Here is a 13,222-nt window from a genome sequence, read left to right on the forward strand (position 1 = left end):
CCTGGCCTTCGCAGCAAATGTGATTGCCTCTGCACCGTCAACCGGGGCAATCTGAACTCGGATGCCTGAATTACCCGATATCTCCGCTTACATTCATGCGCTTGAAGGGCGCATTCTCGGCCAGAAGCTTGAGCACGTGCGGCTGGGGTCGCCTTTCATCCTGCGCACTGTGGACCCGTCGGTGTCAGCGGCCGAGGGGCGGGTCGTAACTGCGCTGCGGCGGATCGGCAAGCGCATTGCCATCGGCGTGGAAGGCGACGTCTGGCTGGTGATCCATCTCATGATTGCGGGCCGACTGCACTGGAAGCCCTCGAATGCGAAGCTTGGCGGACGAAACGCTCTGCTGGCCCTCGATTTTGACAGCGGCACGCTGACGCTGACCGAGGCCGGATCGAAGCGGCGAGCTTCGCTCTATATGGTGCGCGGCGAGCACGGGCTGCACGAGATGAATCCCGGCGGAGTGGAGATTTTTGATACCGATCTGGCCGGATTCACCGCCGCGCTCTCGCGCGAGAACCGCACGCTGAAGCGCGCGCTCACCGATCCGCGGATTATCAGCGGGGTGGGCAATGCGTATTCCGATGAGATTCTGCATGCGGCGCAGTTGTCGCCGGTAACGCTGACGCAGAAGCTGAAGCCGGAGGAATGGGAGCGGCTGTTCGGAGCGACGAAGTTGATCCTGACGGATTGGATTGAACGGCTGCAACGGGAGGCCGATAAAACGTTCCCAGAGAAGGTCACGGCGTTCAGGCCAGAGTTCGCCGTGCATGGCAAATTCGGCCAAGCCTGCCCGCGCTGCGGCAACCCGGTGCAGCGCATCCGTTATGCCGATAACGAGACCGACTACTGCGCGACGTGCCAAACCGGCGGTAAGGTGCTGGCCGACCGCAGCCTGTCGCGCCTGCTCGGGTCCGACTGGCCGCGCACCCTGGATGAACTCGAGGCGCTCAAGCGCAAATAGGCGCGTAGCGGCGCGAGAACGCGCGTGCGGATTTCCGTTGACACGCATCGCCGACATGCGAAAGATTCATTTCGATTCCCACTCGCCTTTGTTTATCAGCCAGATTCAATCGAGGAGGCCCTATGCACCATCTTCATGATCTGAACTTCGTCGCCATCGTAGTGTGCGCGGTGATCGTGTGGATGCTCGGCGCGCTTTGGTATTCGCCGGTATTGTTTGCCAAGCCGTGGGTGGCCATTGTGGGCCGGCAAATGGGCGAGAAGCCCAAGGGCGTCTACGTGGGGATGATCGGCTCGCTGATCGGTGATCTGTTCCTGTGCTTCGTGCTGGCGCACATCATCCGCTGGGCCGGTGCGGAAGGCTGGATGGGAGGAGCGCACATTGGCTTGCTCATGTGGGCTGGATTTAACGCGGCGGTGATGTTCCCGCAATCGATCTACGAGGGCCGTCCGCTGAAATACTTCCTTATCAACACGGGCTACTGGCTGGTGAGCCTGGTGATTGTTGGAGCCGTGCTCAGCGTCTGGCGTTAGGCGAGCACCTCCGCGGCTAGAATGTGTGCATGAGCAAAGAACGCGTATCCACTTCCTCCGCTCCGGCAGCTATTGGCCCTTACTCGCAGGGCATTCGTGTGGGCAATCTTCTCTTCACCGCCGGCCAGGGGCCGCTCGATCCCGCTACCGGTAAGATTGTCGACGGCGGGATCACCGAGCAGACCACGCGCGTGATGGAGAACCTGAAGGCCATCATCGAGGCAGGCGGATCGAGCCTCGAAAAGGTCGTGCGAGCCGGGGTGTTCCTCAAGGACATGAACGACTTCGCGGCCATGAACGCGGTATATGCGAAATATCTTGCGCCTGAGGGTGTAACGCCGCCCGCGCGCACCACGGTGCAGGCCGCGCGGCTGCCCGGCGACATCCTAGTCGAGATTGACGTGATCGCCGAAGTTTAGTTCCGCTTCCCTTCTCCGGTGCCGGCGGCAGATGTCGCCGGCACACGCATCTCATATTGAAGAGTCCGGCAGTTGACCGAAACTGCCGCGACAGTTTGCGCTGAATGAGGATGGAAGATGGACTGGACGCCCGGAGGCATGAGTGACGACATTGAAGACCGCCGCGGAGACTCGGGCGGCTTCGGCATGGGCGGCGGCGGAATCGGCATCATTGGATTCATCGTTCTGCTCCTTATCAGCCTTGTTACGGGCCACAACTTCATCGGCCTCATGCTGCATGGCGGCGATGCAACCAGCAGCGTAGCGCAGAGGCCCGCGGCTCCGCCGTCGGCCGCCGAAAACCGCGATGTGCAGTTGATCAGCTTCGTGCTCGACGATGCGCAAAAGACCTGGACCGAGATCTTCGCCGCGCACCATCGCACGTATCGGCATGCCAAGCTCGTGCTGTTTCGCGGCGCGACGTATTCGGGTTGCGGAACCGCGCAGGCTGCAACTGGGCCTTTTTACTGTCCCGAGGACGAGAAGGTCTACATCGACCTGAGTTTCTGGAATGAGCTGCAGCGCTTCGGCGGCGACACCGGAGACTTCGCGCAGGCCTACGTAATCACGCACGAACTCGGCCATCACGTGCAGAAGCTGCTGGGTATTGAAGGGCGCGAGCGGCAGCTCGTTGAATCCAACCCTGGGGAAGAGAATCCACTCTCTGTGGATCTCGAATTGCAGGCCGACTGCTTTGCCGGCGTGTGGGGACACACCACGGAGCAGCGCAACATGGTGCATCCCGATGATGTTGCAGGCGCGCTGCGCGCCGCGGCCGCGGTCGGCGACGATCACCTGCAGCGCATGAGCGGACGCGCAGTGAGCCCTGAGAGCTTTACGCATGGATCGAGCGCGCAGCGCGAGCACTGGTTCCGTCAGGGTCTCGATGGCGGCCAGGTAAGCGGTTGCGCCACGTTCAACGGCAGGCTCGCGCCCTAAAGAGCACTTGCGGACCCGTGCCCGCTACTGCGGCTGAGCTGCCTTCTCCTGCTCGTTGATCTCCTTGTCGTGTTCCTTTTTGGCCTTTGCATCGTGCTTCGCTGCCTTTGCGCGAGCCTTGGCCGCCTTCTCCTCGTGCTTCTGCTGCTTACGCTGAGCCTTCATCTCTGAGGGCGTCATGGTGGTTGTGGAGGTGTCAGAAGATTGGCCATTGGTGCTGGTGGAGGTGGTCGTGGTGCTCTGCGAATCCGTGGGTTGCTGCTGTTGTTGCGCCTGAATTGTCATGCTGCTGAAGGCGGTCATGGAGCTTAGAACAATCGGCAATATGAAACGTCGGTTCATGGGTCGGTTCCTTCGGCTAAATATATGGCGCGACCGATGGTTCGGCAGAATCGAATGCCACTGCCGCGCTGAACCGTATTCGATGCAAGCACATTGGTGGAAGCCGCTCGGCGGTTCGCTGGTTTCACCGTGAGTCTTCGCGCTTTGCCGGAGAATCAAATAGACTGTACAACCGTATCAGCGAGGTCAGAATGAGCAACTCTTCCGAGCAGAAGTCTGAGAAGGTCGTGAAGTCCGACGCAGAGTGGCGCGAACAGCTCACGCCGGAGCAGTATCACATCCTGCGTGAGAAGGGCACCGAGCGGCCCTTTACCGGCGCGCTTGAATTTAACTACGAAACCGGCGACTACCATTGCGCGGGATGCGGAGCGCTGCTGTTCAACTCCGGCGCCAAGTTTGACTCAGGCTGCGGCTGGCCAAGTTTCATGATCCCCGCGGATTCAAAGGCCGTCGAGGAGCACGAGGATAACAGCTTTGGCATGCGCCGTATCGAGGTGACCTGCGCGCGCTGCGGCGGACACCTGGGCCATGTGTTTCCTGACGGCCCGAAGCCCACTGGCCTGCGCTATTGCATCAACTCGGGCTCGCTCACGTTCACGCACGCGGAGAAATAGCGGGCACCCGTCGTGGCGTCCGCGTGCGCAATCATCACCTCAATTTCACGACAATAGAAGCAGGTTCGAGGTTGGGCGCTTCCGCTTTTAGCGTGATGCTGCCCGGTTCGCCTTTCGGCTGCAGGATCGCCACACATGTGCCATGGAAGGTGGACTTCTGCGGCTGCTTGAAGCTGCCTACGTCCTTGGGGTTGGCATTGCCGACAGCCGCAATCGTGCCGTTCCCACTTACGATGAATCGCACAGGAACTGTGGCGTCCGGAACGGTACGGCCCTGGTCATCGACCACGGTCGCCATCACGTAGCTGAGATCGTCACTGCTGGCGCGGATCTGCGCGCGATCTGGCGTGAGCACAAGGCGCGCGGGTTTGCCCACAGTGTTGAAGACGAGGGTCCCTATCTCCTGTCCTTTCTCGAGAGCCACAGCTCTCAATTCGCCCGGGCTGTAGGGCACATCGAACTCGGCCTTCAGCGCGTCCTTTGTCGTTAGCTGCTTCTGCCCGGCCGGCTTGCCGTTCAGGAACAGGCGCACTTCATCGCCGCGCGTGTAGACGCGCACTTTGAGCGCAACGCCGTCGAGGCCGGGCCACGTCCAGCTACGGAGTTCGTCGCTCCAACCCCACAGGCTGATATGCTCTTTGTATTTCGCCGGGATAGGCCTCTGCACGGCCATCTCGATTTTGCTGCGACGCCACACCACATCGCGGAAGTACGACTGCGGCTTCTTGTTGCCGATCAAATCGATATCCCCGCAGTAAGAGTTGAACCACGGATAGAACGGCGAGAAGCCGGACGTGTCATTGCCCTGCGATACCGACGAGTGCCCGATGCCCGATTCACCGAGGTAATCGATTGCAGTCCACACAAAGTCGCCAATAACCCATGAGTTGCCTTCGACAGCGTCCCAGTTCTGAAGGGCCCCCAGCGGGAACGATTCGGTGCCGACCATCACGCGCTGCGGACTGATCGAGTGATCTGGCACGTATTGGCTCAACTGGTAGTTGTAGCCGCCGATGTCCAGATAGGTGAACGCCGCCTGCATGTCTTTCCACGTCTGCTTGGGGTGATCCCACGGCGCGCAGATCGCCGCGGTGACGGGTCGGGTCGGATCAAGCTTGTGCGCGTGGGCCTGCAGTGCCTTGCCAATTTCGACTCCGTTAGATTCGGCGCGTTCGGGAATCTCGTTGCCGATGCTCCAGATGATCACGCAGGGATGATTGCGGTCGCGCAGGATCATGCTCTCAAGATCACGCTGCCACCAGTCCTTGAAATAGACGCTGTAGTCCTGCGGGTTCTTGCCCACGGTCCAGCAGTCGAACGCCTCATCGATGACCAGCATGCCCAGCCGGTCGCACGCATCCAGGAATTCGCGCGAGGGCGGATTGTGGCTGGTGCGAATTGCGTTGTAACCATTGGCTTTCAGAATTTCCACGCGCCGCTCTTCCGCGCGTTGGATGCAGGCGGAGCCGAGCGGGCCGTTGTCATGATGCACGCAGCCGCCCATCAACTTGATGGGCTCGCCGTTGATGCGGAGACCCTGCTGCGCATCCACTTCAACCTTGCGAAGGCCGACATGCACGGCAGCGGAGTCAGCCGGCTGATGGTCAGTCTCAACTGAGATCTCCGCGCGATAGAGATAGGGATCCGCTGTGGACCACAGATGCGGATTCTTCACCGCGAGTGTCGCTACAATCGGAGTCTGCGCACTTGGCGCAAGCTTTGCTGTCGCCTGCGTCTCCGCGGCTACTGTTCCTTGCGTATCCAACAGGCGCACGCGCACGACTGCAGACTTCGCGGCGGACGCTCCGTTTTCAAGCGTGGTTTCGACCTTCACAGTGGCCGCGGCCTTCGAGACGTCCGGCATGGTGACATAGACGCCATGCTGTGGAATGCGTACCGCGCCCGTCACGCTGAGCCACACCTTGCGAAATATGCCTGAGCCCGAATACCAGCGGCTGTTGCGGCCGGTGTTGTCGACGCGAAGGGCAAGGATGTTGGGGCCGTCCTTCAGATGCGGCGTCAGGTCGTAAGCGAAGCCGGTGTAGCCGTAAGGGTGATTGCCGAGTTTGGTGCCGTTGAGCCACACATCGGAATTCATGTAGACGCCGTCGAAGCGCACTTCCACCTTGCCGGATGCAGGAACCTGCGGCCGCTGGAAGGTCTTGCGATACCAGCCGATGCCGCCGACGGTCCAGCCGGTCGCACCCTGACCTTCGCTCGCGTACAGATCGAACGGGCCGGTGCGGACCGGATTCGTTCCCTCGGCCCAGATCGAGTCTCTATTCTGCACCGCCGGATCCGGCAGGTCCTCGATGCTCCAGTCATGCGGAACGTCCGGCGTGCGCCATTCCGAGTCGTCGAACGAAGCCGCATCCGCCCCCGTCACGTCGCCGCGATGAAAGCGCCATCCATCGCTGAAGGGCTGCTCGCCGCCCTTTTCCTTGCTCGCAGCTGACGGTGTTTGTGCGAGCGCAGTGGATGCGAGTAAAGACGACGCGGCGACGGTGGCAAGGCCCTGCACCGCCTCACGGCGGGTCAACTGAAATTCTGAAGTGTGTGAAATCGCGTTCTCGTTCATCCCGACAAGGATACGCGACTTATTTCCGGTGTCCAGAGTCTCAACACAGACGGTGAACGCGCCGCCTATTGCGCGCCTGGCGGTCGGCCTCGCATACTACTGAGCGGGATTGCGGACTCTCTCATTCGCTGCACCGGAAAGGTCTTCCCCTTGGCCAAATCGAAGGTATACCCGGATGCGCAGTCGGCACTCGCCGGGATTGTCGAAGATGGAATGATGCTGGCCGTGGGAGGCTTCGGCCTGTGCGGCATCCCTGAGGCGTTGATTGCAGCCCTGCGCGATACCGGCAAAACCGGCCTCACTGTTGCCAGCAATAATGCGGGCATCGACGGTGCGGGGCTGGGCCTTCTGCTTGAGACCGGACAAATCAAGAAGATGATTTCGAGCTACGTGGGCGAGAACCGCGAGTTTGAGCGCCAATTCCTCTCGGGCAAACTTGAGGTCGAGTTCTGCCCGCAGGGTACGCTGGCTGAACGAATGCGCGCCGGCGGCGCCGGTATCCCAGGCTTCTATACGCGCACCGGCGTCGGCACCATTGTTGCGGAAGGCAAGGAGCACCGCGACTTCGACGGTCATACGTACATTCTCGAGCGGGGCATCCGCGCGGACCTCGCGCTCGTGAAGGCGTGGAAGGGCGACACGTACGGCAATCTCATCTACCGCAAGACGGCGCGCAACTTCAATCCGCCGGCCGCTACTTGCGGCCGCATCACGGTTGCCGAGGTTGAAATTCTTGTCGATGCGGGGGAGCTCGATCCAGACCAGGTTCATACGCCCGGCATCTTTGTGCAGCGCATCGTGCACAACCCACATCCGTCAAAGCGCATTGAGAAGCGCACCACGCGTGAGGCATAACAATGGCATGGTCTCGTGAGCAGATGGCGCAGCGCGCCGCGCAGGAGTTGCATGATGGGTTCTACGTGAACCTCGGCATCGGCATTCCCACGCTGGTGGCCAATTACATTCCCGACGACATTCATGTCACGCTTCACTCGGAAAACGGGCTGCTCGGTATTGGGCCCTTTCCCACGCATTCCGAGGTGGATTGCGACCTCATCAACGCCGGCAAACAAACCGTCACCGCACTGCCCGGCGCGAGCTACTTTTCAAGCGCGGACTCATTCGCGATGATTCGTGGCGGCCATATCGACCTCGCGATTCTCGGAGCCATGCAGGTTTCAGCACGCGGCGATCTTGCCAACTGGATGATTCCCGGCAAGATGGTAAAGGGGATGGGCGGAGCCATGGATCTGGTCGCAGGCGTGAACCGCGTGGTGGTAGTCATGGAGCACACATCGAAGGACGGCGAACCGAAGATTCTCAAGCAGTGCACGCTGCCGCTGACTGGCGCTGGCGTGGTTGGCCGAATCATCACTGATCTGGCGGTGCTCGACGTCGCGCCTGACGGTCTGAAGCTGATTGAATTGGCACCCGATATAACGCGCGAAGAGCTGCAAGCGAAGACGGAGCCGGCAATCAACTGAGCAACATCAGCACGCCTTATGCCGGGCCCTCGCCACTTTCGATTGCGTCTGCCGCCCGAGCTTTTCGCAGATGAATGCGCCCGCGGCAATGAGGCGGTCGAGGTTGACGCCAGTCTCTACTTCCATGCCGTTCAGCATGTAGACCAAGTCTTCGGTAGCAACGTTGCCTGCTGCGCCGGGAGCGTACGGACAGCCGCCTAAGCCGCTCACGGACGCATCGAAGACGCGGACGCCACACTCGATCGCGGCGTAGACGTTCGCCAGCGCCTGACCATATGTGTCGTGGAAATGCCCCGCGAGATTTCGAACCGGAACGCGCTGCGCGACAGCGGCGATCATCGCCTTCGTTTGATTCGGCGTACCTGCTCCGATGGTGTCGCCAAGTGAGATTTCGTAGCAGCCAGCGTCGAACAGGCGCGTTGCAACATCCGCTACGCGCGCAGGATCGACCGCGCCCTCATACGGGCACCCCAGCGCGCAGGAGACGTATCCGCGCACTCGCACTTGTGCCACAAGCGCCGCGTCGAACACTGGCGAGAAGCGCTCGAGGCTCTCCGCAATGCTGCAATTGATGTTTCGTTGCGAGAAAGTCTCCGACGCCGCAGCGAACACGGCCACTTCAGTTGCGCCGGCAGCGACGGCCGCCTCGAACCCACGAAGGTTCGGCACCAGAACGGGATAGCTCACGCCCTCGCGACGCTTGAGCTCGCGCATTATGTCAGCATGGTCTGCCATCTGCGGCACCCACTTCGGGGAGACGAACGCGGTAGCCTCAATTGTCTTCAATCCGGCATCAGCCAAGAGCGAGATGAACTCCAGCTTCGTTTCCGTTGATACATTCTGCGGCTCGTTCTGCAACCCATCGCGCGGACCTACTTCAACGATGCGCACTCGCTCAGCCATTGGCCTTACCGTTCTCGTCGTCGCGAATAAATTGCAGGAGTTCGACGCCTTCGTCGACCTGGTCGCCAGCAGCAAAATTAAACGACTCTACACGCCCGGCCGCTGGCGCATGAATCGTGCACTCCATCTTCATCGCCTCAAGTACCAACAAAGACGCACCCATCTGCACGCGCTGGCCCGGCTCAGCTGTAAGGGCAACGACACGGCCAGGCATCGGAGCGAGCAGGCTGCCTTCGCCCGCATGATGCTGAGTCTCGATGTTCAGCGGATCGTCGTAGCCAAACTCATAATGCCTTCCATCGACAAATACGTGATAAGCCGTACCTGCGGCGATCACGCGCGCGCCAATTCGCTTGCCATCGATGACAACCTGAACTTCATTGTCATTGCGCGATCCATAACTCACCTCAAAGCGGCGCTCGTCCATGCGCATGCGGAACTGTCCTTCGCCGCGATATCGGATAGCAACTTCGCGCGCGGTGTCGCCCAGCTTCAGACGAATCGCACGTTCTCGTACGCCATTCATACGCCAGCCGTCGCGCGCGGCCCACGGTGACGAGTCGGAATTCTCGTTAACAGCGTGAGGCTCGATGACGCTCATGGCTGCGATCAGCAGCGCGGATTCCGGAATGGCCTCTTCCTTCACAAGCCATTCGTGTTCCCGTTCTATAAGGCTCGTATCCAGATGCAGTTCAGTGAATGACCTGCTCGTCACGAGGCGGCGAAGAAACTCGACGTTGTTTCCTACGCCGACAATCTCGAATTCTTCTAACGACTGCACCATGCGCCGGACTGCCATTTCGCGCGATTCGTCCCAAACGATCAGCTTCGCGATCATGGGGTCGTAGAAAGGAGTGATCGCATCACGCTTCTTGATGCCGGTATCGACACGCACATTTTCCGATGCCATGGGCGCGCGCAGATGAATGATTCTGCCGATCGACGGCCTGAAGTCGTGCGCGGGGTCCTCCGCGTAGATACGAGCTTCGATCGCGTGGCCTCGCGTCGTTGCCTGTTTCTGCGTGAGAGGCAGGGGCTCACCGGCGGCCACACGAATCTGCCATTCGACCAGGTCGAGGCCCGTGATCATCTCTGTCACCGGATGCTCTACCTGCAGTCGCGTGTTCATCTCCATGAAGTGGAATCCGCCATCGCGATCCACAAGAAACTCGACCGTGCCGGCGCTGACATAGTCCACTGCTTTCGCCGCGCTTCGTCCAGCCTCACCGAGCCTGCGACGCAGATCGTCCGAAAGATTTGGGGCCGGCGCCTCTTCAATCACCTTCTGGTGCCGCCGCTGCACGCTGCAATCGCGCTCAGACAAGCTGATCACGTTGCCATGCGTATCACCAAAAACCTGCACTTCGACGTGGCGCGGCTCCACAAGATACTTCTCGAGCAGCACGGAGTCATCACCAAAAGATGCCAGGGCCTCGCGCTTACAACTCGCCAGCGAAGCAGCAAACTCATCGCGTGCGTCCACGCGCCGCATGCCTTTGCCGCCACCGCCTGCATTGGCCTTGATCATGACCGGGTAGCCGATGGCATCCGCCTGCTGCTGCAGAAACTCGGGATCCTGATTGGTCCCGTCGTATCCGGGCGTGAGCGGCACGCCCGCATTGCGCATCAATTCCTTCGCCGCAGCCTTCGAGCCCATCGCGCGGATCGCCGCAGCAGGCGGCCCGATGAAGACGATGCCGGCGTGGGTGCATGCTTCTGCGAACTCGGCATTCTCAGACAGGAATCCGTAGCCTGGGTGAATGGCCTGCGCGCCCGCGCGCCGTGCAGCATCAAGGATGTGGGCTATGTTGAGATAGCTCTCGCGTGAAGGAGCGGGGCCGATGCGCACTGCGGTGTCTGCCACTCGCGCGTGCAGGCTGTGCGCATCGGCATCGGAATAAACAGCAACCGTGCGGATACCCATCTTCCGGCAGGTCGCGATGATGCGGCATGCGATCTCGCCGCGATTGGCAATCAGTATGGTGTCAAACATGGTCATGATGTTTGCGGCGTCCACCCTGGCTTGCGCTTTTCGAGATATGCGCTCAGCCCTTCCTTCGCCTCATCCTGTGCGCGGATCACGGCAATGCGCTCGGCGGTGTACTCGATCAGCTCTGCAGTAATGGGCCTGTTCGCAACGGCGTCAATCAGGTCTTTCGCCGCATGCTGCGCTCCGGGCGCACCCGCCAGCAGATCGTTCACGATCGATTCCACACGCGCGTCGAGCGCTTCGGCCTCAACGGTTTCGTGCACCAGTCCGATCCTCTCGGCCTGCGCCGCTGTGATGCGCTCGGCTGTTTGAAATAGTCTGCGAGCCCAGCGGGGACCAATGGCTCGCACGACGTATGGACCGATGGTTGCGGGGATGAGCCCGAGCCGCACCTCCGAGGCCGCGAACTTTGCATCGCTGCTGGCGATGACGATGTCGCACGCGCTTACAAGCCCAAGGCCGCCGCCAATCGCCGCGCCGTTAACGCGAGCAATCGTCGGCTTCGGCGATGACGCAATCGCATGGAAGAGGTCCGCAAGCTCCCGCGCATTGTCGCGATTCTCCGCCCTGCTCGCCGCGCCCAGCCGCTTCATCGACTCGATATCCGCCCCGGCGCAGAAGCTTCTACCGCGTCCGGAGAGCACGATCACGCGCACGGCCGGATCATCACGCAGGCCGCGCATCACCAGCGTCAGCTCGCGGATCAGCTCTTCGTTGAGCGCGTTGTGCAGCGCCGGCCGGTTCAGCCACAGCCATGCAACCGCGCCGCGGTTCTCCACTTCGATCGTTTGTTCGCCCATATATCGCTTACATCCGGAAGACGCCGAAGCGCGTTGGCTCCTCAGGCGCGTTCTGTGAGGCTGCCAGGCCCAGCGCGAGGGCGCGCCGCGTATCCAACGGATCGAGAATGCCGTCGTCCCACAGCCGTGCTGTCGCGTAGTAAGGATTGCCCTGCTCCTCGTATTGCTTGCGGAGCGGAGCCTTGAATTGTTCCTCTTCTTCTTCGCTCCACTGCCGTCCCTGGAGTTCCATAGCATCGCGACGGACACGGGCCAGAACATTCGCGGCCTGATCGCCGCCCATCACACTGATGCGCGCGTTCGGCCACATCCACAACAGGCGCGGATTGTAGGCGCGCCCGCACATGCCGTAGTTCCCCGCGCCAAAGCTGCCGCCGATCAGCACCGTGAACTTCGGAACGCGCGCGCACGCCACGGCTGTCACCATCTTGGCGCCGTCCTTGGCTATGCCACCGTTCTCATATTTGCGCCCCACCATGAAGCCGCTGATGTTCTGCAGAAACACGAGCGGAATGCCGCGCTGGGCACAGAGTTCGATGAAGTGCGTGCCCTTCTGGGCCGACTCGGAGAACAGAATGCCATTGTTGGCGATGATCCCGACTGCGTATCCGTGAATGTGCGCGAAGCCGGTGACCAGCGTATTGCCGTAGCGCTGCTTGAACTCATCAAGCCGGCTGCCGTCCACCATGCGCGCAATCACCTCGCGCACGTCGTAGGGCTTGCGTGTGTCCGAGGGGACAATACCGTAGATTTCGTGCGGATCGAACAGCGGGTCCTCGCTCATCTGTTGCGGTCCTGCAGGTCGCGGCCGGTTCAGGTGCGCTACGATGCGCCGCACCATCGACAATGCGTGCGGATCATCGTCTGCAAGGTAATCGGCAACTCCAGAGACGCGGGTGTGCACGTCCGCGCCGCCCAACTCTTCCGCTGACACTTCTTCACCCGTCGCGGCCTTGACCAGCGGCGGTCCGCCCAGGAAGATCGTTCCCTGCTCCTTCACGATTACGACTTCATCCGACATGGCCGGCACATACGCGCCGCCGGCTGTGCATGAACCCATTACGCAGGCGATCTGCGCAATGCCTTTCGCGCTCAGGTTCGCCTGGTTGTAGAAGATGGCGCCGAAGTGATCGCGATCTGGAAACACCTCGTCCTGCATGGGTAGAAACGCACCGCCCGAGTCGACCAGGTACACGCAGGGCAGGTTATTCTCCATTGCAATCTGCTGCGCGCGCAAATGCTTCTTCACGGTCAGCGGAAAATACGTGCCGCCCTTTACCGTCGCGTCATTGGCGACGATCATGCACTCGCTTCCGTTGATGCGGCCGATGCCTGTGACAATGCCTGCCGCCGGCACATCGCCGTTGTACATGCCGTTCGCTGCAAGCGCGGACAACTCCAGGAAAGGCGTGCCCTGATCGATCAGCAGATCGATGCGCTCGCGGACGAAGAGCTTGCCGCGCGATTTGTACTTCTTGCGCGCCTCTTCACTGCCACCGTGCGCCGCCATGGCGGTTCTGTCGCGAAGGTCGCGCACCAGTTCGTGCATGCGCTCCGTATTGGTGCGGAATTCTTCGCTGCGTGTTTGTATCTGCGACGAGAGGATTGCCATGGTCGCCC

The 13,222-nt window shown here is 61.0% G+C and carries 13 protein-coding genes; 7 read left to right on the plus strand and 6 right to left on the minus strand.

Annotation, left to right across the window (positions count from 1 at the left end):
- Positions 1-61: 61 nt before the first annotated feature.
- The 4 genes from MOP44_RS02945 (at position 62) to ypfJ (ending at position 2,891) form a co-directional block, all read left to right on the plus strand.
- Positions 62-961: an Fpg/Nei family DNA glycosylase gene (locus MOP44_RS02945; RefSeq protein WP_260794407.1), complete on the plus strand. Its 900-nt coding sequence runs from the start codon at positions 62-64 to the stop codon at positions 959-961.
- A 122-nt stretch (positions 962-1,083) separates the two neighbouring features.
- The gene (locus MOP44_RS02950) at positions 1,084-1,494 is read left to right on the plus strand and encodes a DUF1761 domain-containing protein (protein ID WP_260794408.1); all 411 of its coding nucleotides are present in this window, start codon (positions 1,084-1,086) and stop codon (positions 1,492-1,494) included.
- A 29-nt stretch (positions 1,495-1,523) separates the two neighbouring features.
- Positions 1,524-1,913 (plus strand): RidA family protein, encoded by a 390-nt coding sequence (locus tag MOP44_RS02955; RefSeq protein ID WP_260794409.1) that lies wholly within the window; start codon positions 1,524-1,526, stop codon positions 1,911-1,913.
- A 117-nt stretch (positions 1,914-2,030) separates the two neighbouring features.
- Positions 2,031-2,891 carry a KPN_02809 family neutral zinc metallopeptidase gene (ypfJ, locus tag MOP44_RS02960; protein WP_260794410.1) on the plus strand — a complete coding sequence of 287 codons (861 nt, stop codon included), beginning with the start codon at positions 2,031-2,033 and terminating at the stop codon, positions 2,889-2,891.
- Positions 2,892-2,915: 24 nt separating this feature from the next.
- On the opposite strand, the gene MOP44_RS02965 is transcribed toward ypfJ, so the two are convergent.
- Positions 2,916-3,233 carry a hypothetical protein gene (locus MOP44_RS02965; protein WP_260794411.1) on the minus strand — a complete coding sequence of 106 codons (318 nt, stop codon included), beginning with the start codon at positions 3,231-3,233 and terminating at the stop codon, positions 2,916-2,918.
- 191 nt (positions 3,234-3,424) lie between these two features.
- Between MOP44_RS02965 and msrB the strand changes: the two genes are divergently transcribed.
- Complete coding sequence (gene msrB / locus MOP44_RS02970) at positions 3,425-3,847, plus strand: peptide-methionine (R)-S-oxide reductase MsrB (protein ID WP_260794412.1); 423 nt, start codon at positions 3,425-3,427, stop codon at positions 3,845-3,847.
- Between the two features lie 34 nt (positions 3,848-3,881).
- Here msrB and MOP44_RS02975 read toward each other — a convergent pair whose 3' ends face one another.
- Positions 3,882-6,425: a glycoside hydrolase family 2 TIM barrel-domain containing protein gene (locus tag MOP44_RS02975; protein ID WP_260794413.1), complete on the minus strand. Its 2,544-nt coding sequence runs from the start codon at positions 6,423-6,425 to the stop codon at positions 3,882-3,884.
- 150 nt (positions 6,426-6,575) lie between these two features.
- On the opposite strand from MOP44_RS02975, the gene MOP44_RS02980 reads away from it, so the two are divergent.
- Both MOP44_RS02980 and MOP44_RS02985 read left to right on the plus strand, forming a co-directional pair.
- Entirely contained in the window at positions 6,576-7,280 is a 705-nt protein-coding gene (locus MOP44_RS02980; protein WP_260794414.1) for a CoA transferase subunit A, read from the plus strand.
- Between the two features lie 2 nt (positions 7,281-7,282).
- On the plus strand, positions 7,283-7,909 hold the full coding sequence (locus MOP44_RS02985) for a CoA transferase subunit B (RefSeq protein ID WP_260794415.1): 627 nt from the start codon (positions 7,283-7,285) through the stop codon (positions 7,907-7,909).
- Between the two features lie 6 nt (positions 7,910-7,915).
- Here MOP44_RS02985 and MOP44_RS02990 read toward each other — a convergent pair whose 3' ends face one another.
- Genes MOP44_RS02990 through MOP44_RS03005 form a run of 4 tightly spaced genes read right to left on the minus strand, consistent with a single transcriptional unit; the run spans position 7,916 to position 13,214 of the window.
- Positions 7,916-8,812, minus strand: a complete 897-nt coding sequence (locus MOP44_RS02990) for a hydroxymethylglutaryl-CoA lyase (RefSeq protein ID WP_260794416.1) — start codon at positions 8,810-8,812, stop codon at positions 7,916-7,918.
- Positions 8,805-10,805 carry an acetyl/propionyl/methylcrotonyl-CoA carboxylase subunit alpha gene (locus MOP44_RS02995; protein ID WP_260794417.1) on the minus strand — a complete coding sequence of 667 codons (2,001 nt, stop codon included), beginning with the start codon at positions 10,803-10,805 and terminating at the stop codon, positions 8,805-8,807. The genes MOP44_RS02990 and MOP44_RS02995 overlap by 8 nt, the downstream gene beginning before the upstream one ends.
- Positions 10,806-10,807: 2 nt before the next feature.
- Positions 10,808-11,602, minus strand: coding sequence for an enoyl-CoA hydratase/isomerase family protein (locus tag MOP44_RS03000; RefSeq protein ID WP_260794418.1), 795 nt, complete (start codon positions 11,600-11,602; stop codon positions 10,808-10,810).
- Positions 11,603-11,609: 7 nt separating this feature from the next.
- On the minus strand, positions 11,610-13,214 hold the full coding sequence (locus MOP44_RS03005; protein WP_260794419.1) for a carboxyl transferase domain-containing protein: 1,605 nt from the start codon (positions 13,212-13,214) through the stop codon (positions 11,610-11,612).
- Between the last annotated feature and the right edge of the window lie 8 nt (positions 13,215-13,222).

This window comes from Occallatibacter riparius (assembly GCF_025264625.1).
In the GTDB taxonomy this organism is placed as follows: domain Bacteria; phylum Acidobacteriota; class Terriglobia; order Terriglobales; family Acidobacteriaceae; genus Telmatobacter; species Telmatobacter riparius.